We start from the raw sequence: 22,161 nt of genomic DNA, 5'->3' as shown, positions 1-22,161 counted from the left end.
CCTTCCATGGAGAAACATACAAAAAAATGAAACTGAAACTCTCTCTATTTTGTATCTTGATCTAAAAAATAGAGGGCGACGTACATCGTGACGACGTCCTCGGTACGGTCAAAACGTAATCCCGTCAGCTGTTCAGCCTTAGCCAGACGATAACGCAATGTATTGATATGAATATGCATATACTCTGCGGTTTGTTTCAAAGACAAATCGTGATGAAAGAAGGTCCGTAACGTATTCATAAGTTCCTGGTGCTCTAGCGCCTCTCCTAATACTCTTTGCGGAAATTCGTTTCGGGTTCCCGGGCTGATCTCCGTCAGACACATATCAAGCTTCAGATCCTCTTCAAATATGGGCGTTTTTCGCTTAAGGCTGACAGCCAGCGCTTTTTCCGCTTGCTCGTATGAATCTGTCAGGCTGGAGCTTGCGACAGCCCTTCCGGCGCCAGCTGCTGTATATTGGCTGCTTGCGGTATTGGCAAACGAACAAATGTGAAGGATTTTCCGTAAAAGCCGATCCCTTTGTTCATGCTGCGGCACTTCATGATTAATCAAAATCCGTTCATTTCCCCACCTGATGAACAAATCCGCAGGGTACGAGGATTTCCAGCTGCGTGCCATTTGTTCAATATCATGAGGTGACCACTCATACCCCTGAATAAGAATCATTTGGCGCCGGGAAGAAAGGTCAACACCAAGAAGCTGAGCTTTCTCAAGAAAACTGGGAGACCACTCCTTTAATTGCAGCCAATCGATCATAAAGGACTCCAGCATTCTCTCACGCCACTGGGATTGCTCTAAGTGCCGCGATTCCTTAATGAACAGTTCTGTCATTTTTCGAAGCAGTTCTCCGAATGGCTGAATCTCTGCAGGCTCACCTGTCAGCCCGAAGACGGCAATCACATCATGGTCAAAAAATACAGGGAGGTTTATGCCTGCTTTCACTCCTTTTAACCTTGTTTCATCTTCTTTTGTAATAATCACGCTGCGTCTTTCTTTTGCGCAGATAAGCGCTCCCTCATGAAATTGTCCGACACGCTCATCGTTTGTGCCTGCCATAATAAGACCGTCCGTGTTTACAATAATGACTTCACGTTCGTACATTTTTTTAACTTCAGCAATAATTTTTTTCGCTAATAACGGCTGTAAAAACATGGCGTTCCCCCTCATCATGTTTTTATTATATAAGAAAAAAACCGGGCGCTGTCACCCGGTTTCATGTCTTATTCGGCGGGTTTTAATCCGCCTTCAAGCGTTTTCAGCATTTCGTTTTTCTCACTTTCGGATGCGTGCTGCCAAATGACTTCGAATAAAACGCCGAGCCCTGGAAGCATTTTTTCTTCACCGCTTTGAATCGCATCTACGATTGTATGCTCAAGCTGCTCCTGATTATTGCCGGTGACATTGGCAATGACGGCATGACGTAAATTAAGATCCATGTAAAACGCTCCTTTTTCTAAAATGTAATACGTATATTCTAACCCTGCACCTGGTTTATTATGTGCTGTTCTTGCGATATAATAACATCATGTTAAAAAAAGGAGCGCCACATAGACAGTGAAACAAATAGAATCGGCAAAAAACCAAAAAGTGAAGGATTGGAAAAAGCTTCACACAAAAAAAGAACGAACAAAAACAAATACATTTCTGATAGAGGGAGAACACCTCGTTGAAGAGGCGTTGAAAAGCCCGGGCATTGTGAAAGAAATCCTTGTAAAGGATGAAACGAGGATTCCTTCAGATCTTGAGACTGGTATCCAGTGCTATATGCTGAGTGAAGATGCGTTTTCAGCTGTGACTGAAACCGAAACGCCGCAGCAGATTGCCGCTGTGTGCCATATGCCTGAAGAAAAGCTGGCAACGGCACGCAAGGTGCTGCTGATTGACGCTGTTCAAGATCCGGGAAACCTTGGCACAATGATTCGAACGGCTGATGCGGCCGGTTTGGATGCGGTTGTACTCGGTGACGGCACGGCGGACGCCTTTAACGGAAAAACACTGCGATCTGCTCAAGGATCTCACTTCCATATTCCTGTTGTGAGAAGAAACCTGCCTTCATATGTGGACGAATTGAAGGCAGAGGGCGTAAAAGTATACGGCACGGCGCTGCAAAACGGAGCGCCTTACCAGGAGATTCCTCAGTCTGAATCCTTTGCGCTCATTGTAGGAAATGAAGGTGCAGGGGTGGATGCTGCATTGCTGGAAAAAACGGATTTGAACCTGTACGTGCCGCTTTACGGACAGGCTGAATCACTAAACGTTGCGGTTGCGGCTGCCATCCTCGTGTATCACTTGCGAGGATAGTGTTGCGCCAAGCGTTGGATTTCTCTATAATAGAACATAATATTTCAAAAACCGTGACAGAGGACCTCAATTTCTGATCAACTGCTTTCCAGGGAGAAAATGCCGCTGACTGAGAGCATTTTTAACGCAGCCGGAAGTTGGCTTCACCTCTTGAGTTGTCGCCGGGACCGCGTACACTGCGCGTAAAGGTGAACCGGAATCTGATTCCGTTATGTCAATGAAGCTGACGACAGCATCAGTCTGTCTGAAATAAGGGTGGTACCGCGGCCACAACTCGTCCCTTGTACAAGGGACGGGTTTTTTTATTTTCCAAAGACATATGACGGTTTGTTTACATAAAAGGAGGATGCAAAATGGAAGAAAAGCTAAAACAGCTGGAACAAGAAGCTTTAGAACAAGTAGAAGCGGCAAGCTCATTGAAGGTTGTCAATGATATTCGGGTGCAATATCTCGGAAAAAAAGGGCCGATTACAGAAGTGCTGCGCGGAATGGGCAAGCTTTCTGCTGAGGAACGTCCAAAAATGGGGGCCCTCGCGAACGAAGTAAGGGAGCGTATTGCCAATGCGATTGCTGACAAAAACGAGAAGCTTGAAGAAGAGGAAATGAAACAGAAGCTTGCAGGACAGACAATTGACGTCACGCTGCCGGGGAACCCTGTTGCAGTCGGCGGCCGCCATCCGCTCACTGTTGTCATTGAAGAAATTGAAGATTTATTTATCGGTATGGGCTACACAGTCGAGGAAGGGCCAGAGGTTGAAACGGATTACTACAACTTCGAATCGCTCAATCTTCCGAAAGAACACCCTGCGCGCGATATGCAGGACAGCTTTTACATCACAGAGGAAACTTTGATGAGAACGCAAACTTCTCCTGTCCAAACACGGACGATGGAAAAGCATAAAGGCAAAGGTCCCGTTAAAATCATTTGCCCGGGTAAAGTATATCGCCGTGATAACGATGATGCGACGCACTCTCACCAATTTATGCAAATTGAAGGGCTTGTCGTTGACAAAAACATCAGCATGAGTGATTTAAAAGGAACGCTTGAACTCGTTGCGAAAAAAATGTTCGGGCAAGACCGTGAAATCAGACTCCGCCCAAGCTTCTTCCCGTTTACTGAGCCTTCAGTAGAAGTGGATGTGACATGCTTTAAATGCGGTGGAAACGGCTGCTCAGTATGTAAAGGAACAGGCTGGATTGAAATCCTCGGTGCCGGAATGGTTCACCCGAACGTGCTTAAAATGGCTGGCTTTGATCCGAAGGAATATCAGGGCTTCGCATTCGGAATGGGTGTTGAGCGCATCGCGATGCTGAAATACGGCATTGATGATATCCGCCACTTCTATACAAACGATGTCAGATTTATTTCGCAGTTTAAACAGGCGTAAGAGGAGGATGCAAGGATGTTTGTTTCTTATAAATGGTTAGAGGATTATGTTGATTTAAAAGGCATGGACCCGGCTGTTCTTGCTGAAAAAATTACAAGAGCCGGTATTGAGGTTGAAGGAATTGAATACAAAGGAGAAGGCATCAAAGGTGTTGTCATCGGCCATGTGCTGGAGCGCGAGCAGCACCCGAATGCTGATAAGCTGAATAAGTGCCTTGTGGATATCGGAGCTGAAGCCCCTGTACAAATCATTTGCGGCGCGCCGAATGTGGATAAGGGACAAAAAGTCGCAGTTGCAACAGTCGGAGCGGTGCTGCCGGGCAATTTCAAAATCAAAAAAGCCAAGCTTCGCGGTGAAGAATCAAATGGCATGATCTGTTCCTTACAGGAGCTTGGTATCGAAAGCAAACTTGTGGCGAAGGAGTATGCAGAAGGCATTTTCGTATTCCCTAATGACGCTGAAACAGGAAGCGATGCCTTAGCGGCTTTACAGCTTGACGATGCGATTCTTGAGCTGGGTTTAACGCCAAACCGCGCGGATGCCATGAACATGCTTGGTGTTGCTTACGAGGTTGCCGCGATTTTAGACACTGAGGTAAAGCTTCCGCAAACGGATTACCCGGCTGCTTCAGAACAAGCGTCTGATTACATTTCAGTCAAAATTGAAGATCAAGAAGCGAACCCGCTGTACACTGCAAAAATCATTAAAAATGTCACGATTGCTCCGTCACCGCTTTGGATGCAGACAAAGCTGATGAATGCAGGCATTCGTCCGCACAACAACGTCGTTGACATCACAAATTTTGTCCTGTTGGAATACGGACAGCCGCTTCATGCGTTTGATTATGACAGATTTGGCTCTAAGGAAGTCGTAGTAAGAAAAGCAGCTGAGAATGAAATGATCGTAACTCTTGATGATCAAGAACGTAAGCTGTCCGCCGATCACCTTGTCATTACAAACGGAACGAAAGCGCAGGCCGTTGCGGGTGTCATGGGAGGAGCAGAGTCAGAGGTTCAGGAAGATACGAAAACGATTTTGCTTGAGGCTGCGTATTTCAATGGGCAGACGGTTCGCAAGGCTTCCAAAGACCTTGGTTTGAGAAGTGAATCAAGCGTAAGATTTGAAAAAGGAATTGATCCGGCGCGCGTACGTCTTGCAGCAGAACGGGCTGCGCAGCTGATCCATCTGTATGCCGGCGGTGAGGTGCTTGCTGGAACAGTTGAGGAAGATCACCTGACAATCGAAGCAAATAACATTCACGTATCTGCTGACAAAGTGAGCAGCGTTCTAGGCCTGACGATCAGTAAAGAAGAACTGATCAGCATTTATAAACGTCTCGGTTTTACGGTCGGTGAAGCGGATGAACTTCTCGTTGTGACCGTCCCATCACGCCGCGGCGACATTACAATAGAAGAGGATTTAATTGAAGAAGCGGCAAGACTGTACGGCTACGATAACATTCCGTCTACGCTTCCTGAGACTGCGGGAACTACAGGCGGATTAACGCCATATCAGGCAAAACGCCGTAAAGTCAGACGCTTCCTTGAAGGCGCAGGCTTATCACAGGCCATCACTTACTCACTGACAAACGAGAAGAAAGCGGCAGCGTTTGCGATTGAAAAATCACTGAATACTGTGCTTGCGCTTCCAATGAGTGAAGAAAGAAGCATTCTCAGACACAGTCTTGTTCCAAATCTGCTTGATTCTGTTTCTTACAACCTTGCGAGGCAGACTGACTCAGTTGCACTGTACGAAGTCGGTTCCGTTTTCCTGACGAAGGAAGAGGACACAAAACCTGTTGAAACAGAACGCGTGGCAGGAGCTGTTACCGGATTATGGCGCAAGCAGCTATGGCAGGGTGAGAAGAAACCAGTTGATTTCTTTGTTGTCAAAGGTATTGTCGAAGGGCTGTTAGACAAACTCAACGTCCTAGACAGCATTGAATTTGTACAGTCTGAACGCAAACAGCTGCATCCGGGCAGAACAGCGAACATTTTATTGAATGGTTCTCTGATCGGCTTCATCGGCCAAGTCCATCCTTCATTGGAAAAAGAACTGGATATAAAGGAAACATACGTATTTGAGCTCGATCTTCATGCGTTGCTCGCAGCAGAAACAGCACCGCTTGTTTACACGGCGATTCCAAAATATCCGTCTGTGACACGTGATATTGCTCTTGTAACAGATAAAACCGTCACGAGCGGCCAGCTCGAGAGCGTCATTAAAGAGGCTGGCGGCAAGCTTTTGAAAGAGGTAACCGTCTTTGACGTATACGAAGGCGAACATATGGAGGAAGGCAAGAAGTCAGTCGCTTTCTCACTCCAGTATGTCAACCCTGAACAAACACTGACTGAAGAAGAAGTGACAAAGGCGCACAGTAAAGTGCTGAAAGCGTTAGAAGACACATATCAAGCTGTTTTAAGAGGCTGATAAAAAAGCTTGCAGAGAAATCTGCAAGCTCAGCGTGCGGCAAACCCTCGCATTCGTTGTCAGGTCTGCGCGTTGGTGCTCACGAATTAGAACATTCGCTGTGCTTCAATGCTTGCCTTTCCTAGACTTCAAGGGTTTTCAATCACGCTGAAAAGATGAAAAAAGCTTGCAGAGAAATCTGCAAGCTTTTTTCTATGAACGTTTTTTATCAGCAAGGCGCTGCGCTTTTTGCGTATTGGCGAAATGGAGTTTTGTAAAGGTTCTGAGTGCAGATGCCCCTTTTTTGAGGATCAGCTTGGCGGCCGCTTCATCGACGTGCGGACCGGCTCCTTTCGGAAGTGTCATTCCTGCCTCGCGTGACAGTTTATCCATTTCCATTAAAAATGAATATCTTGCAATGATTGAAGCAGCGGCGACAGCCAGGTGAATACCTTCAGCTTTTGTGCTAAAATAGGTCCGCTCCTTCACAATGTCTCTGCCCTTTAAATGATTGAAGTAGACGCCTGGCTCAGCGAATTGGTCAATCAAAATGGCCTCAGGCTTTATTCCATCCATTTTCCTTAATAAATGGGTGATCGCCTGATTGTGCAGCAATGCTTTCATTTTCCCTTGGCTCATGCCTTTTTCCTGCATGCTGTTATACTTTTCATTTTTTAAAACCAGCAGGCTGTATGGAATAGTTTTGATCAGGTTTCGGGCAATCTCGATGATTTGCGGATCTTTTAAATCTTTAGAATCCTTAACACCGAGTTCCTTCATTAAAGGAAGCATGGTTTTGTCGACGTACGCGCATACAACCGTCATTGGGCCAAAGTAATCTCCGGTTCCGACTTCGTCAGAACCGATAACAGACATTCCGGCGATATCTGCCGGAGGGGCATAGCGGGGATCAGCCGGCTTTTTGGCCATTTTCTTCTTTTCCGGCTCTGCTGTTCCCCAGCGCGCGGATTCTGCCGCTGCGTTTTTGCCTTGAAATAAGACCTTGCCGGATTGATATGCTGTAATGGTACAGCCGGGCGGTTTCGCCTGAAAAACGGCTCCCTGCGGAACAGAGGCTGTAAGCGAACCGCTGTATGTCATTTTCATTTGGTCAATAGCAGACAACGATACTTTTATCACTGAATGGGACACGTAATAATCTCCTTTTTTTACACTTTTCGCTGTATATACCAGTGTATCATAACAGCGGGAGGCTCGTCTTTCCATTCATTTAATAAACGTGTTATGATAAGAACTAGGATTCTCGCGGAATGGAGGAGAAACGTTGTCTGACGGCAAAAAAACAAAAACAACCGTTGACATTTACGGCCAGCACTTCACGATTGTCGGTGAAGAAAGCAGAGCCCATATGAGGTATGTCGCCGGAATTGTTGATGATAAAATGAGAGAAATCAATGAAAAAAATCCATACCTTGATATAAATAAACTTGCAGTGCTGACAGCGGTAAATGTGGTGCACGATTATGTCAAATTACAAGAGAAATGTGAAAAACTGGAGCGTCAGCTTAAAGAAAAGGATTGAACAACTATGCTAGATATCATCATCTTAATCTTGCTCCTGATGGGGACTTTACTGGGGTTAAAACGCGGTTTTATCCTGCAGTTTATCCGCTTGACGAGCTTTATTTTATCAATTGCCTTTGCGGCTTTATTCTATAAAAACGTGGCACCGCATTTACATTGGATTCCCGCACCCGATTTTTCAGCGGGACAGCCGGCTCTTTCTTTTTTTACGGGGAATTTGGAAGCAGCGTACTATAATGCGATTGCGTTTATCGTTTTATTTATCATTGCTAAAATCTTACTGAGAATCATCGGCTCGTTCCTGAGTATTGTAGCCGGCATTCCGGTGATTAAACAAATCAACCAGATGCTGGGAGCCGTTCTCGGTTTTCTAGAAGTCTATTTATTTACATTTGTGCTGCTGTATGTCGCATCCGTTCTGCCGGTAGATGCGTTGCAGCAAATGATGGGGCAATCGTCTCTCGCAAATGTGATCATTAACCATACACCATACTTGTCAGGGCTTTTACAAGAGCTGTGGACACAGTACGGGGCATAAAAAAACTTCTCTTGTCCGGAGAAGTTTTTTTCAAGTATGATGGAAACATATGTGAACGTCTGGGGGTTATGATATGCATAAAAAAGATATTATCCGGCTGCTTGAAACCATTGCAGTCTATATGGAACTCAAAGGGGACAACCCGTTTAAAGTATCCGCCTTCCGAAAAGCGGCGGCAGCTCTGGAACAGGACGACCGAAGCTTATCAGAAATGGACGATATGATGTCGCTGTCCGGCATTGGAAAAGGAACGTACAGCGTCATTAAAGAGTATATAGATGAAGGAAAGTCAAGCACGCTCGAATCGCTGCAGAAAGAAGTGCCGGAAGGACTCGTGCCTTTATTGAAGCTGCCAGGGCTCGGCGGCAAAAAAATCGCAAAGCTGTATAAAGAGCTCGGCGTACACGATGCAGAATCTCTGAAGGAAGCCTGTGAGCAGCAAAAGGTCCAGGGTCTTGCGGGCTTCGGCAAAAAATCGGAAGAAAAAATATTACAGGCGCTCGGGGAAGCCGGAAAACAGCCTGAACGGTTCCCGATCGGATACGCTCTCCGGATCGCGCGGGAAATTGAGGAGCATCTTTCTCAATTTACGCATATCATCAAATTTTCTCGTGCCGGAAGTCTCCGCAGAGCGCGGGAAACGGTGAAGGATCTGGATTATATCATTGCTACAGATCGTCCGGCTGAAGTAAGAGAGCAGCTTCTTGAGCTGCCAAACATCAAAAGCGTGATCGCAAGCGGAGATACGAAGGTGTCCGTCATCCTTTCCTTTGAATATGAAACAAGCGTCGATTTCCGTCTTGTGACGGAAGAGCAGTTTCCGACAACACTCCATCATTTTACGGGATCAAAGGATCACAATATTAAGATGCGCCAAATCGCCAAAGAACGCGGCGAGCGGATCAGTGAATACGGCGTTGAGACAGTTGAAACCGGAGAGATCAAAACATTTCCGAGTGAACGTGAATTTTATGCGCACTTCGGCCTGCCGCTGATTCCGCCGGAAATTCGTGAAAGCGGACAGGAAGTGGAAACCTACAGCGACAGCATTGAACTGATAGAGCCCGGGCAAATCAAAGGTGATCTCCACATGCACTCAACGTGGAGCGATGGCGCATTTTCGATCAGAGAGATGGCTGAAGCCTGCATCAAAAAAGGCTATCAATACATGGCGATCACCGATCACTCACAATATTTAAAGGTCGCCAACGGGCTTACTGCAGAAAGACTTAAGCAGCAGGCAAAAGAAATTGACGCGCTGAATGAGGAGTTTGAAAACTTCCGTATTTTGAAAGGCGTTGAGATGGATATCCTGCCTGACGGTACGCTCGATTATGATGACGATGTGCTTGCGGAAATGGATATCGTTATTGCATCGATTCATTCCAGTTTTAATCAGCCGGAACACGTGATTATGAAACGGCTTGAGACGGCACTGACAAACAAGCATGTTGACATTATCGCACACCCGACCGGGCGCCTTATCGGCAGACGGGCCGGTTACGAAATCGATATTGATCAGCTGATTGAGCTTGCGAGGAAAACAAATACGGCGCTTGAACTCAACGCCAACCCTGCGCGCCTTGATCTGCGCACAGAGCATTTAATGAAAGCAAACGAACAAGGGGTTACATTGGTGATTAATACTGATGCCCATAATATTGAGATGTTAGACGATATGAAAACTGGCGTTACTGCCGCGCGCAAAGGATGGACGGAAACGAAAAACGTTCTGAATGCCCGGTCGCTTAAAGACGTAGAGGCATTTCTGAAGCGCAACGATTAAGTAAGGAGGCTCACACAATCGTGCAGCAAAAAGTATTATCAGCTCTTGAATTTCATAAAGTGAAAGAACAGGTTATTGGGCATGCCGCTTCATCGCTCGGAAAAGAAATGCTTCTCGAGCTTAAGCCTTCTGCTTCTATAGACGAAATCAAAAAACAGCTGGATGAAGTAGACGAAGCTTCTGACATTATCCGGCTGAGAGGCCAAGCGCCATTTGGCGGCCTTGTAGATATCAGAGGAGCGTTAAGACGGGCGGAAATCGGCAGCGTTCTCAGTCCTTCTGAATTCACTGAAATCTCAGGCCTGCTTTATGCAGTTAAACAAATGAAACATTTTATCACGCAAATGGCTGAAGACGGTGTCGACATTCCGCTGATCCATCAGCATGCTGAACAGCTTATCACGCTGTCCGATTTAGAGCGGGACATTAATTCCTGCATTGATGATCACGGAGAAGTGCTTGATCATGCATCGGAAACATTAAGAGGAATCCGCACACAGCTCAGAACACTCGAATCAAGAGTCAGAGACCGGTTAGAGTCGATGCTGCGTTCCTCTTCCGCTTCGAAAATGCTGTCTGATACGATTGTTACGATTCGGAATGACCGCTTTGTGATCCCGGTCAAACAGGAGTACAGATCCAGCTATGGAGGAATTGTGCACGACACCTCATCCTCTGGTGCGACACTATTCATTGAACCGCAGGCGATTGTAGATATGAACAATTCCCTTCAGCAGGCGAAAGTGAAAGAAAAGCAAGAAATTGAACGGATTTTGCGTGTGCTGACAGAGAAAACGGCAGAGTATACAGAGGAGCTATTTCTAGATTTGCAAGTGCTGCAGACGCTTGACTTTATTTTTGCAAAAGCTAGATATGCAAAAGCGGTTAAAGCGACAAAACCGATTATGAACGACACCGGCTTTATCCGTTTGAAAAAAGCCCGCCATCCATTGCTTCCGCCTGATCAGGTTGTTGCCAATGACATCGAGCTTGGCCGCGATTTTTCAACCATTGTCATCACAGGGCCAAACACCGGGGGGAAAACAGTCACCCTTAAAACGTTAGGCCTGCTAACCTTAATGGCGCAGTCAGGTCTTCATATCCCGGCAGATGAAGGGTCAGAAGCGGCAGTATTTGAGCACGTATTCGCTGATATCGGTGATGAACAGTCGATTGAGCAAAGTTTAAGTACGTTCTCATCCCATATGGTGAATATTGTCGGCATTTTAGAACAGGTCAATGAAAACAGCCTTGTGCTTTTCGATGAACTTGGTGCAGGGACAGATCCGCAGGAGGGGGCGGCCCTCGCCATGAGCATCTTGGATGACGTGCATCGCACCAATGCACGAGTGTTAGCTACGACGCATTATCCGGAATTGAAGGCGTACGGCTATAACAGAGAAGGCGTCATGAATGCCAGCGTTGAATTTGACATCGAAACGCTGTCACCGACCTATAAACTTTTAATTGGTGTGCCGGGTCGAAGCAATGCTTTCGAAATTTCAAAACGCCTCGGGCTCCCGGACCATATCATCGGGCAGGCGAAGTCAGAAATGACGGCCGAGCATAACGAAGTCGATACGATGATTGCGTCGCTGGAACAAAGCAAAAAACGTGCGGAAGAAGAGCTTTCTGAGACAGAATCAATCAGAAAAGAAGCGGAAAAACTGCATAAAGAGCTGCAGCAGCAAATCATCGAGCTTAACAGCAAAAAAGACAAAATGCTTGAAGAGGCAGAACAGCAGGCTGCTGAAAAAGTAAAAGCGGCAATGAAAGAAGCCGAGGACATTATTCATGAATTGCGCTCCATAAAAGAAGAACACAAATCCTTCAAGGATCACGAGCTGATTAACGCGAAGAAACGGTTAGAAGGCGCTATGCCTGCTTTTGAAAAGTCCAAGAAACCGGAAAAGCCGAAAACGCAAAAACGCGATTTTAAGCCTGGCGACGAGGTGAAAGTCCTCACTTTCGGGCAAAAAGGAACATTGCTCGAAAAAACAGGCGGCAATGAATGGAATGTTCAAATCGGTATTTTAAAGATGAAAGTAAAAGAAAAAGATCTGGAGTTTATCAAATCAGCTCCGGAGCCAAAAAAAGAAAAAATCATTACAGCGGTCAAGGGAAAGGACTATCACGTATCGCTTGAACTTGATCTCCGCGGCGAACGCTATGAAAATGCCCTAAGCCGGGTTGAAAAATACTTGGATGATGCGGTGTTAGCCGGATATCCAAGAGTGTCAATCATCCACGGAAAAGGAACCGGCGCTTTAAGAAAAGGCGTACAGGATCTTCTGAAAAACCACCGCAGCGTCAAAAGTTCCCGTTTCGGTGAAGCAGGTGAGGGAGGATCAGGCGTTACGGTTGTTGAACTAAAATAAAAGGGAGTATGGCCATGAGTGATTTTTGGGAAAACGAGCTTGTGGAAATCGCGGCATATTACAGTGTCGCGGTTCTCTGCCTCGTCCTCTTTTTGACTGTGTTTGAGCTGGTGACGGCTTATAAAAACTGGGAAGAGATTCAAAAAGGAAATCTTGCGGTGGCAATGGCGACCGGCGGAAAAATTTTGGGAATCGCAAACGTATTTCAGCATTCCATCTCCCAGCATAATTCGCTGCTGCAAATGATCGGCTGGGGCGTTTACGGGTTTGTTATGCTTCTGATCAGCTACTTTATTTTTGAGTTTTTGACTCCGCGGTTTAAAATTGATCAGGAAATCGAAAATGATAACCGGGCTGTCGGCTTTATTTCATTTGTCATTTCTGTCGGGCTTTCTTTTGTGGTGGCAGCCGGAATATAAGGGGACGGAGAATAGATGGAAAAGCTTGCGAAAATACTGCTCGCCGCAGCGGGAATCTTTTTGTTAATTGGTCTTATATATCTGTTCATATTATGAGAAAAAGAAAGATTTACCTTTCTTTTTCTTTTTTTTGCCGTCCATCTGCTATAATGATAAGGTGGATCTCTAAAATCGAAAGGGGAGGTTTTATGCAGTCTCAAAAGCCGTGGCTTGCCGAGTATCCCAACGATATCCCGCATGAGCTTCCGTTGCCGAATAAAACCCTGCAATCCATCCTGACAGACTCCGCCGCACGATTCCCTGATAAAACCGCAATATCGTTTTATGGAAAAAAACTCACCTTTCATGACATTCTGACGGATGCTCTTAAACTTGCAGCTTTTTTGCAGTGCAATGGCCTGCAAAAAGGAGACAGAGTGGCTGTTATGCTGCCCAATTGCCCGCAAACAGTGATTTCTTATTATGGCGTCTTGTTTGCCGGTGGCATCGTGGTGCAGACGAATCCGCTTTATACCGAGCATGAGCTTGAATACCAGCTTAGAGATGCTCAGGTAAGTGTAATCATCACCTTAGATTTGCTTTTTCCGAAGGCAATAAAAATGAAAACGTTATCAATAGTCGACCAGATTTTGATAACCAGCGTAAAAGACTATTTGCCTTTTCCGAAGAATATTCTTTACCCGCTGACGCAAAAACAAAAAGTGCATATCGACTTTGAAAAAACAGCTAACATTCACACGTTCGCTTCCAGTATGAAGCAGGAAAAAACTGAACTCCTGACAATCCCGAAGATTGATCCTGAGCATGATATCGCTGTCCTCCAGTATACCGGAGGAACAACCGGAGCTCCAAAAGGGGTCATGCTCACGCACCAAAATATTTTGGCAAATACTGAAATGTGCGCCGCTTGGATGTATGACGTGAAAGAAGGCGCTGAAAAAGTGCTGGGCATCGTCCCGTTTTTTCATGTCTACGGACTGACGGCAGTCATGAACTATTCGATTAAACTAGGCTTCGAAATGATTCTTCTTCCTAAGTTTGATCCGCTCGAAACACTGAAAATCATCGACAAACACAAACCGACGCTCTTTCCTGGCGCACCGACAATTTACATTGGCCTTTTGCATCACCCCGAATTGCAGCATTATGATCTGTCATCCATTAAAAGCTGTCTTAGCGGATCAGCCGCGCTCCCCGTGGAGGTAAAGCAGAAATTTGAAAAGGTGACTGGCGGAAAGCTTGTGGAAGGCTATGGTTTGTCTGAGGCATCCCCAGTGACGCACGCCAACTTTATCTGGGGAAAAAACAAGCCGGGCAGTATCGGCTGTCCTTGGCCGAGTACGGACGCCGCGATCTATTCTGAAGAGACGGGTGAGCTTGCCGCTCCGTATGAGCATGGAGAAATCATTGTAAAAGGTCCGCAAGTCATGAAAGGATACTGGAATAAACCAGAGGAAACCGCCGCAGTGCTGAGAGATGGCTGGCTGTTCACCGGGGACATGGGCTATATGGATGAAGAAGGCTTTTTCTATATTGCTGACAGGAAGAAGGATATCATCATTGCCGGCGGTTACAATATTTACCCGCGTGAGGTAGAAGAAGCGCTTTATGAACATGAAGCCATCCAGGAAATTGTTGTCGCAGGCGTTCCCGATTCCTACAGGGGAGAAACAGTAAAAGCATTTGTCGTATTAAAGAAAGGCGCAAAAGCCGATGCAGAAGAACTGGACGATTTTGCGAGATCACGTCTAGCTCCCTATAAGGTGCCTAAAGCCTATGAGTTCAGAAAAGAGCTGCCGAAAACGGCGGTGGGAAAAATTTTAAGAAGGCGTTTACTTGATGAGGAAACCGAAAATCATCATATCAAATAAAAAAAGAGAACGCCTATGAATAAACTTGACAAACTTGAAAATCCTTCTTATCATGAAATTATGAATGAATAGTCATTCATTTCTATAGGAAGGAACGATGAACATTGAAGCAAAAACGGCCAAAGTATATGCAGATTATTGATGCAGCAGTAGAAGTCATTGCAGAAAACGGCTACCACCAGTCACAGGTATCCAAAATTGCCAAACAAGCCGGGGTAGCGGACGGCACCATCTATCTCTATTTTAAAAACAAAGAAGATATTTTAATTTCTCTTTTCAAAGAAAAAATGGGTCAATTTATTGAGCGGATGGAAGAGGACATTAAAGAAAAAGCAACAGCGAAAGAGAAATTGGCGCTTGTGATTTCAAAGCATTTTTCCCTTTTAGCGGGTGACCATAATCTCGCGATTGTCACGCAGCTTGAGCTCCGCCAATCCAACTTGGAGCTGCGCCAAAAAATCAACGAAATATTAAAAGGCTACTTAAATATTTTGGATGGCATTTTGACGGAAGGTATACAATCAGGCGAATTAAAAGAAGGCCTCGACGTCCGCCTCGCCCGGCAGATGATTTTTGGAACGATTGACGAAACTGTGACAACTTGGGTGATGAATGACCAAAAGTACGATCTCGTTGCGCTTTCAAACAGCGTTTTAGAATTATTGGTATCCGGAATTCACAATAAGTAAAGGAGTTCTGTCCTATGAATGCAATTTCACTTGCGGTTGATCAATTTGTGGCAGTCTTGACGATTCACAATCCGCCGGCAAACGCGCTTTCAAGCCGGATATTAGAAGAGCTGTCTTCCTGTCTTGATCAATGTGAGACAGATGCAGGCGTACGAAGCATTATCATTCACGGCGAGGGAAGATTTTTCTCAGCCGGCGCTGATATTAAAGAATTTACATCGTTTAAAGGCAATGAGGATTCCTCATTGCTCGCTGAGCGCGGCCAGCAGTTAATGGAGAGAATCGAAAGCTTTCCAAAACCGATTATCGCAGCGATTCACGGCGCTGCTCTCGGAGGCGGGCTGGAGCTTGCGATGGCCTGTCACATCAGAATCGCGGCAGAAGATGCTAAGCTGGGGCTCCCGGAGCTTAATCTCGGTATCATTCCGGGTTTTGCGGGGACACAGCGCCTTCCGAGATATGTCGGTACAGCCAAAGCATTAGAGCTCATCGGATCAGGAGAACCAATATCCGGAAAAGAAGCGCTTGATCTCGGACTTGTCTCAATTGGAGCGAAAGATGAGGCAGAAGTGATTGAAAAAGCAAAAGCACTTGCCGCTAAGTTTGCAGAGAAAAGCCCGCAAACGCTGGCATCTTTGCTTGAGCTTCTTTATTCCAACAAGGTGTATTCCTATGAAGGCAGCTTAAAGCTTGAAGCAAAGCGATTTGGGGAAGCATTTGAGTCAGAGGACGCCAAGGAAGGCATCCAGGCATTTCTCGAAAAAAGAAAGCCTCAGTTCAAAGGCGAATAAAAGGGGATATGATCATGAATCTATTTGTACTGATGAAACGGACGTTTGACACAGAAGAAAAAATCGTCATTGAAACAGGAAAGATTCAGGATGACGGAGCGGAATGGATCATTAATCCATATGATGAGTACGCGATAGAAGAAGCCATCCAGCTGAAGGAAAAGCATAGCGGCACGATCACCGCCGTCACGGTCGGCGGTGAAGAAGCGGAGAAAGAATTGCGTACGGCGCTTGCCATGGGTTGTGACCAAGCTGTTTTAATCAACATAGAAGATGATCTTGAAGAACCCGACCAATATTCCATTTCTCAAGTTTTATACCACTATATGAAAGATCAGGAGTTTGATTTGATTCTCGGCGGAAATGTTGCCATTGACGGAGGATCAGGACAAGTGGCGCCTCGGCTTGCCGAGCTACTGGACATTCCGTGTATCACTACGATCACCAAACTCGAAATCAACGGCACTGATGCAGAAGCAGAAAGGGACGTCGAAGGGGATGTTGAAAAAATCAAAACGACGCTCCCATTGCTTGTCACAGCTCAGCAGGGCTTAAACGAGCCGCGCTATCCATCGCTTCCGGGAATTATGAAGGCTAAGAAAAAGCCGCTTGAAGAGCTTGAACTTGATGATCTTGACCTGGACGAAGAGGATGCTGAACCAAAGCTGAAAACCATTGAACGTTTTCTGCCGCCGAAAAAAGAAGCCGGGAAGCTTCTCCAAGGTGAGCCTGCCGAACAGGCAAAAGAGCTTGTCTCATTGCTCCGCAGCGAAGCTAAAGTCATTTAAAACTTGGACATTCAAAGAAACAGGGGGATGTTAGAATGGGAAAAAAAGTGATCGTGCTTGGAGAAATACGCGATGGGGAATTGCGAAATGTCACCTTTGAAGCAATAGCTGCAGGAAGAACCATTTCAGGAGATGGGGAAGTCATCGGTGTTCTCATCGGTGAAAATGTACAAAGCATTGCACAAGAGCTTATTCATTACGGAGCAGATAAAGTTCTTACCGCTGAGGACCCGAAGCTGAAAACATACACGGCAGACGGGTACAGCCAGGTCATGAGAGGTGTTATCGAGCAAGAAAATCCTGATTCAGTCATCTTCGGGCATACGGCAATGGGCAAGGATCTTTCACCGAAGCTTGCTGCCCGGCTGCAAACAGGCTTAATTTCTGATGCTATAGATGTAAGCGTTACCGGAGGAAATGTTGTGTTCACACGGCCGATTTACTCGGGGAAAGCTTTTGAACGTGTCATTTCAACCGATCCGATGATCTTTGCAACAATTCGCCCCAATAACATTCAAGCTTCAGAAAAAGACACCAGCAGGTCGGGAAGCATCGAAAGCATAAATGTCTCTCTTACTGACCTTCGCACCGTGATTCAAGAGGTCGTGAAAAAAACGGCGGACGGTGTTGATCTCTCCGAAGCGAAAATTATCGTTGCGGGCGGCCGAGGAGTCAAAAGCAAGGAGGGATTTCAGCCTCTGCAGGAGCTTGCAGAGGTGCTAGGGGCCGCAGTCGGGGCTTCTCGCGGGGCATGTGACGCTGATTATTGCGATTACGCTCTTCAAATCGGGCAGACGGGGAAAGTCGTCACTCCGGATTTGTACATTGCATGCGGCATTTCCGGTGCCATCCAGCATTTGGCCGGCATGTCAAACAGCAAAGTGATCGTCGCCATCAATAAAGACCCCGAAGCCGATATCTTTAAAATAGCGGATTACGGCATCGTCGGTGATTTATTTGAAGTTGTCCCGTTATTAACTGAGGAATTCAAACAGTTGAAAATACACTCATAAAGGAAATCCCGGACTTTAAAAGTCCGGGTTTTTATATCTGTAAATACATACGTACAAATATAAATGATATAGAAAATGTCGTTGACATGTACGAACATATATAATATGGTTACTTTAAAAGCGCTTACATTCATGCTGACTCCCAGGCAAAAGACAAATCACATATTTGACTGTGGTGCTTTTCATATCCGTATGAAAGGAATGATCAGAGGCATGTCTGAACATCAAGCAGTGATTCAAACAGATATCGTAAAAGGAACCATTAACAAAAATATATACGGTCATTTTGCCGAGCATTTAGGAAGAGGGATTTATGAGGGGATCTGGGTCGGAACGGACTCAGACATCCCCAATATCAACGGGATACGAAAGGACGTGCTGGAGGCGCTCAAACAGCTGCACATTCCTGTCCTCAGGTGGCCGGGCGGGTGTTTTGCGGACGAATACCATTGGGCAAACGGTGTCGGTGACCGTAAGACAATGCTGAACACTCACTGGGGCGGTACAATTGAATCAAATGAATTCGGAACGCATGAATTTATGATGCTTTGCGAGCTGCTTGAATGCGAGCCATATATTTGCGGCAATGTCGGAAGCGGAACCGTTCAGGAAATGGCGGAGTGGATTGAGTATATGACATTTGAAGAAGGCACGCCGATGTCAGACTGGAGAAAGCAAAATGGAAGAGAAGAGCCTTGGAAGCTGAAATATTTCGGTGTGGGCAATGAAAACTGGGGCTGCGGCGGCAACATGCATCCCGAATACTACGCAGATCTGTACCGGCGTTTTCAGACTTATGTCCGCAATTACAGCGGGAATGACATTTATAAAATTGCAGGCGGCGCAAATGTGGATGATTTTAATTGGACGGACGTGCTTATGAAAAAAGCCGCTGGCCTGATGGACGGGTTGAGTCTTCATTATTACACGATTCCGGGGGATTTCTGGAAGGGCAAAGGATCAGCCACAGAATTCACGGAAGATGAATGGTTTATTACGATGAAAAAAGCCAAATACATCGATGAATTGATTCAAAAACACGGCACGATTATGGACCGGTACGATCCGGAGCAGCGGGTCGGGCTGATTATTGATGAATGGGGCACGTGGTTTGATCCCGAGCCAGGCACGAATCCCGGTTTCTTATATCAGCAAAACACCATTCGTGATGCACTGGTGGCGGCTTCTCATTTCCACATTTTCCATCAGCATTGCCGCCGGGTGCAAATGGCCAACATCGCCCAAACAGTAAATGTTCTTCAAGCGATGATTTTGACTGAGGGAGAGCGGATGCTTTTGACACCGACGTACCATGTATTCAATATGTTTAAGGTGCACCAGGACGCTTCTCTTTTAGCCACAGAGACAATGTCTGCCGACTATGAATGGAACGGTGAAACGCTTCCGCAAATCAGCATTTCAGCGTCGAAACAAGCTGAAGGCGATATCAATATCACAATTTGCAACATCGATCACCAAAACAAAGCAGAGGCGGAAATCGAGCTGAGGGGCCTACACAAGGCAGCGGACCATTCCGGAGTCATTCTTACGGCAGAAAAAATGAATGCGCATAACACGTTTGACGATCCTCATCATGTCAAACCGGAATCCTTCAGACAATACACGCTCAGCAAAAACAAACTGAAAGTAAAACTCCCGCCAATGTCAGTCGTCTTACTTACGCTGCGTGCTGATTCTTAATCGCGCAAGAGCGCCGGAGCTTCATGCCGGCGCTCTTTTTCAGGTTTTAAAACAGCTCCGGCAGGGCATGGTAAAGTACATGACAGTGAAGAGGAGATGTGATCTTATGCTTCGTACCATTTTAATGATTATTGGGGCAATTGTAGTGATCGGGGCCATTATCAGATTTGTGTTTTAAAAAAAGAGCATATCCCATTCAACCATATAAAAATGAGTAAACCGGCTGTGATCAGGAAAAAATAATTTGTAAGCATTAAAATAGCGTGAACGAATGGGAGATGCTATACTAAAAATCATCATTTCACATTGGAGGAATTCAATAATGGCTATCGTAAAAGCAACTGATCAATCTTTCTCAGCTGAAACAAGCGAAGGCGTCGTACTGGCAGACTTCTGGGCTCCTTGGTGCGGACCTTGTAAAATGATTGCACCTGTTCTTGAAGAATTGGATCAAGAAATGGGAGACAAACTGAAAATCGTAAAAATCGATGTAGACGAAAACCAAGAAACTGCCGGAAAATACGGTGTTATGAGCATCCCGACTCTTCTTGTGTTAAAAGACGGCGAAGTAGTTGAAACTTCAGTCGGCTTCAAACCAAAAGAAGCGCTTCAAGAGCTTGTAAACAAACATCTTTAATTTTCCGCTGCTTACATGCCAGAGCGATTCCGATTGAGGGATCGCTTTTTTTATTCGCCAATTGTGAACCATAGAGAAAAACAAACGTTCGTGTTAAACTGGAAATAAAGGATTAAACATAAGGAAGGGTAACATATGAACAAACAACTGAAAGAAAAACTCGCCCTCCTTCCTGATCAACCGGGTTGTTATCTCATGAAGGACCGGCAGCAGACTGTGATCTACGTAGGGAAAGCAAAAGTGCTGAAAAACAGAGTGCGCTCCTACTTCACCGGTTCTCACGACGCGAAAACCCAAAGGCTTGTGACGGAAATCGAGGATTTTGAATATATCGTGACGTCCTCCAATCTTGAAGCGCTTATTTTAGAAATGAATCTGATCAAAAAGCATGATCCGAAATACAACGTCATGCTCAAAGACGACAAAACCTATCCTTTCATAAAACTCACCCATGAACGCCACCCAAGGCTGATTGTCACCCGCAATGTCAAAAAAGACAAAGGGCGCTATTTCGGGCCGTATCCGAATGTACAGGCAGCAAGGGAAACAAAAAAACTGCTCGACCGTCTGTATCCTCTCAGAAAATGCTCCAAGCTCCCGGACAGAGTGTGCCTTTACTATCATCTGGGCCAATGCCTCGCTCCGTGCGTAAAGGATATTTCCGAAGAGACGAACAGAGAGCTGGTTGAAAGCATTACACGTTTCTTAAGGGGCGGATATAATGAGGTCAAAAAAGATCTTGAAGAGAAAATGCATGAAGCTGCTGAGAATCTTGAGTTTGAACGAGCAAAAGAGCTTCGTGACCAAATTGCCCATATTGAATCAACGATGGAAAAACAAAAAATGACGATGAACGATCTAGTCGACCGTGATGTATTCGCGTATGCGTACGATAAGGGCTGGATGTGCGTGCAGGTCTTTTTCATCCGCCAAGGGAAGCTCATTGAACGCGATGTCAGCATGTTCCCGCTTTATCAGGAAGCAGATGAAGAGTTCCTCACGTTCATCGGGCAGTTCTATACAAAAAACAACCACTTCCTTCCGAAGGAGATTTTAGTTCCGGACAGCGTAGATCAATCCATGATCGAGCAGCTGCTGGAAACAAACGTTCACCAGCCGAAGAAAGGCCCGAAAAAAGAACTGCTCATGCTTGCCCATAAAAATGCGAAAATCGCATTGAAAGAAAAATTCTCTTTAATCGAACGGGACGAGGAGCGTTCAATCGGGGCAGTGCAGAAACTAGGTGAGGCATTAAATATTTATACGCCGCACAGAATTGAAGCGTTTGACAACTCAAACATACAGGGGACAAACCCGGTTTCCGCGATGATTGTGTTTATCGATGGCAAACCATACAAAAAGGAATACCGCAAATATAAAATCAAAACTGTTAGAGGGCCGGATGATTACGGTTCTATGAGAGAGGTTGTCAGAAGACGCTATACGAGAGTGCTTCGTGAGAATCTGCCGCTGCCCGATCTGATTATCATTGACGGAGGAAAAGGGCAGATCAACGCAGCAAGGGATGTCATTGAAAATGAACTCGGCTTGGATATCCCGATCGCCGGTTTAGCGAAAGATGAAAAACACAGAACCTCAAATTTACTGATCGGTGAGCCGCTGGAGGTAGTGTATCTGGAACGAAACAGCCAGGAATTTTACCTCCTGCAGCGCATTCAAGACGAGGTGCACCGTTTTGCAATCAGTTTTCACAGGCAAATCCGCGGAAAAAGCGCGTTTCAATCCGTTTTGGACGACATCCCGGGTATCGGAGAGAAAAGAAAGAAAATGCTGTTAAAGCATTTCGGTTCCGTTAAAAAAATGAAGGAAGCAAGCCTTGAGGACATCAAAAAAGCCGGTGTTCCCACAGCGGCGGCTCAGCTCCTTTACGACAAATTGCAAAAATAA

The 22,161-nt window shown here is 45.8% G+C and carries 20 protein-coding genes; 16 read left to right on the top strand and 4 right to left on the bottom strand.

The window, feature by feature from the left end; all coding sequences use genetic code 11:
• Positions 1-44: 44 nt before the first annotated feature.
• Positions 45-1,151, bottom strand: coding sequence for a CdaR family transcriptional regulator (locus NSU05_RS14315; protein WP_087614653.1), 1,107 nt, complete (start codon positions 1,149-1,151; stop codon positions 45-47).
• Positions 1,152-1,219: 68 nt separating this feature from the next.
• Entirely contained in the window at positions 1,220-1,435 is a 216-nt protein-coding gene (gene sspI / locus NSU05_RS14310; protein WP_003229525.1) for a small acid-soluble spore protein SspI, read from the bottom strand.
• A 118-nt stretch (positions 1,436-1,553) separates the two neighbouring features.
• Here sspI and NSU05_RS14305 point away from each other — a divergent pair, with 118 nt between their 5' ends.
• Positions 1,554-2,300, top strand: a complete 747-nt coding sequence (locus NSU05_RS14305; RefSeq protein ID WP_003246182.1) for an RNA methyltransferase — start codon at positions 1,554-1,556, stop codon at positions 2,298-2,300.
• A gap of 66 nt (positions 2,301-2,366) precedes the next feature.
• On the opposite strand, the gene NSU05_RS14300 is transcribed toward NSU05_RS14305, so the two are convergent.
• On the bottom strand, positions 2,367-2,573 hold the full coding sequence (locus NSU05_RS14300) for a hypothetical protein (protein WP_033881443.1): 207 nt from the start codon (positions 2,571-2,573) through the stop codon (positions 2,367-2,369).
• Between the two features lie 80 nt (positions 2,574-2,653).
• Here NSU05_RS14300 and pheS point away from each other — a divergent pair, with 80 nt between their 5' ends.
• Entirely contained in the window at positions 2,654-3,688 is a 1,035-nt protein-coding gene (gene pheS, locus NSU05_RS14295; protein WP_003229529.1) for a phenylalanine--tRNA ligase subunit alpha, read from the top strand.
• Between the two features lie 15 nt (positions 3,689-3,703).
• A complete protein-coding gene (gene pheT / locus NSU05_RS14290; protein ID WP_038429426.1) occupies positions 3,704-6,118 on the top strand; it encodes a phenylalanine--tRNA ligase subunit beta in 2,415 nt (804 codons plus the stop codon).
• 192 nt (positions 6,119-6,310) lie between these two features.
• Here pheT and rnhC read toward each other — a convergent pair whose 3' ends face one another.
• Complete coding sequence (rnhC, locus tag NSU05_RS14285) at positions 6,311-7,249, bottom strand: ribonuclease HIII (RefSeq protein ID WP_015251512.1); 939 nt, start codon at positions 7,247-7,249, stop codon at positions 6,311-6,313.
• A 133-nt stretch (positions 7,250-7,382) separates the two neighbouring features.
• Here rnhC and zapA point away from each other — a divergent pair, with 133 nt between their 5' ends.
• The 13 genes from zapA to uvrC all read left to right on the top strand — a co-directional run bounded on the left by zapA (position 7,383) and on the right by uvrC (position 22,161).
• Positions 7,383-7,640, top strand: a complete 258-nt coding sequence (gene zapA / locus NSU05_RS14280; protein WP_003229534.1) for a cell division protein ZapA — start codon at positions 7,383-7,385, stop codon at positions 7,638-7,640.
• A gap of 6 nt (positions 7,641-7,646) precedes the next feature.
• Complete coding sequence (locus NSU05_RS14275; protein ID WP_003229537.1) at positions 7,647-8,180, top strand: CvpA family protein; 534 nt, start codon at positions 7,647-7,649, stop codon at positions 8,178-8,180.
• Between the two features lie 73 nt (positions 8,181-8,253).
• Positions 8,254-9,966 (top strand): DNA polymerase/3'-5' exonuclease PolX, encoded by a 1,713-nt coding sequence (polX, locus tag NSU05_RS14270; protein ID WP_038429425.1) that lies wholly within the window; start codon positions 8,254-8,256, stop codon positions 9,964-9,966.
• A gap of 20 nt (positions 9,967-9,986) precedes the next feature.
• Positions 9,987-12,344: an endonuclease MutS2 gene (locus NSU05_RS14265; protein ID WP_015714480.1), complete on the top strand. Its 2,358-nt coding sequence runs from the start codon at positions 9,987-9,989 to the stop codon at positions 12,342-12,344.
• Between the two features lie 14 nt (positions 12,345-12,358).
• Entirely contained in the window at positions 12,359-12,763 is a 405-nt protein-coding gene (locus NSU05_RS14260; protein WP_003237674.1) for a DUF350 domain-containing protein, read from the top strand.
• 188 nt (positions 12,764-12,951) lie between these two features.
• Entirely contained in the window at positions 12,952-14,634 is a 1,683-nt protein-coding gene (gene lcfA, locus NSU05_RS14255; protein WP_038429424.1) for a long-chain-fatty-acid--CoA ligase LcfA, read from the top strand.
• 104 nt (positions 14,635-14,738) lie between these two features.
• The gene (fadR, locus tag NSU05_RS14250; protein WP_038429423.1) at positions 14,739-15,323 is read left to right on the top strand and encodes a fatty acid metabolism transcriptional regulator FadR; all 585 of its coding nucleotides are present in this window, start codon (positions 14,739-14,741) and stop codon (positions 15,321-15,323) included.
• 14 nt (positions 15,324-15,337) lie between these two features.
• Entirely contained in the window at positions 15,338-16,114 is a 777-nt protein-coding gene (locus tag NSU05_RS14245; protein WP_038429422.1) for an enoyl-CoA hydratase, read from the top strand.
• 14 nt (positions 16,115-16,128) lie between these two features.
• A complete protein-coding gene (etfB, locus tag NSU05_RS14240) occupies positions 16,129-16,902 on the top strand; it encodes an electron transfer flavoprotein subunit beta (RefSeq protein ID WP_038429421.1) in 774 nt (257 codons plus the stop codon).
• A 35-nt stretch (positions 16,903-16,937) separates the two neighbouring features.
• Positions 16,938-17,915, top strand: coding sequence for an electron transfer flavoprotein subunit alpha (gene etfA / locus NSU05_RS14235; protein WP_038429420.1), 978 nt, complete (start codon positions 16,938-16,940; stop codon positions 17,913-17,915).
• Positions 17,916-18,128: 213 nt separating this feature from the next.
• A complete protein-coding gene (gene abfB, locus NSU05_RS14230) occupies positions 18,129-19,616 on the top strand; it encodes an alpha-L-arabinofuranosidase AbfB (RefSeq protein ID WP_015483534.1) in 1,488 nt (495 codons plus the stop codon).
• Between the two features lie 322 nt (positions 19,617-19,938).
• On the top strand, positions 19,939-20,253 hold the full coding sequence (gene trxA / locus NSU05_RS14225; protein ID WP_003222500.1) for a thioredoxin: 315 nt from the start codon (positions 19,939-19,941) through the stop codon (positions 20,251-20,253).
• Positions 20,254-20,388: 135 nt separating this feature from the next.
• Positions 20,389-22,161 (top strand): excinuclease ABC subunit UvrC, encoded by a 1,773-nt coding sequence (gene uvrC / locus NSU05_RS14220; protein WP_038429419.1) that lies wholly within the window; start codon positions 20,389-20,391, stop codon positions 22,159-22,161.

Source organism: Bacillus sp. EU52, assembly GCF_037964975.1.
Classification (GTDB): Bacteria; Bacillota; Bacilli; order Bacillales; family Bacillaceae; genus Bacillus; species Bacillus subtilis.
Note: the sequence above shows the minus strand (reverse complement) of the source record. Positions and strands in the feature narration are given on the sequence as shown.

Coding starts and splice junctions, on each gene's coding strand:
- pheT (WP_038429426.1), top strand. CDS start 3,704: ATGTTTGTTTCTTATAAATGGTTAGAGGATTATGTTGATTTAAAAGGC.
- etfA (WP_038429420.1), top strand. CDS start 16,938: ATGGGAAAAAAAGTGATCGTGCTTGGAGAAATACGCGATGGGGAATTG.
- NSU05_RS14275 (WP_003229537.1), top strand. CDS start 7,647: ATGCTAGATATCATCATCTTAATCTTGCTCCTGATGGGGACTTTACTG.
- trxA (WP_003222500.1), top strand. CDS start 19,939: ATGGCTATCGTAAAAGCAACTGATCAATCTTTCTCAGCTGAAACAAGC.
- NSU05_RS14260 (WP_003237674.1), top strand. CDS start 12,359: ATGAGTGATTTTTGGGAAAACGAGCTTGTGGAAATCGCGGCATATTAC.
- NSU05_RS14315 (WP_087614653.1), bottom strand. CDS start 1,151: ATGTTTTTACAGCCGTTATTAGCGAAAAAAATTATTGCTGAAGTTAAA.
- uvrC (WP_038429419.1), top strand. CDS start 20,389: ATGAACAAACAACTGAAAGAAAAACTCGCCCTCCTTCCTGATCAACCG.
- sspI (WP_003229525.1), bottom strand. CDS start 1,435: ATGGATCTTAATTTACGTCATGCCGTCATTGCCAATGTCACCGGCAAT.
- lcfA (WP_038429424.1), top strand. CDS start 12,952: ATGCAGTCTCAAAAGCCGTGGCTTGCCGAGTATCCCAACGATATCCCG.
- NSU05_RS14245 (WP_038429422.1), top strand. CDS start 15,338: ATGAATGCAATTTCACTTGCGGTTGATCAATTTGTGGCAGTCTTGACG.
- pheS (WP_003229529.1), top strand. CDS start 2,654: ATGGAAGAAAAGCTAAAACAGCTGGAACAAGAAGCTTTAGAACAAGTA.
- etfB (WP_038429421.1), top strand. CDS start 16,129: ATGAATCTATTTGTACTGATGAAACGGACGTTTGACACAGAAGAAAAA.
- abfB (WP_015483534.1), top strand. CDS start 18,129: ATGTCTGAACATCAAGCAGTGATTCAAACAGATATCGTAAAAGGAACC.
- polX (WP_038429425.1), top strand. CDS start 8,254: ATGCATAAAAAAGATATTATCCGGCTGCTTGAAACCATTGCAGTCTAT.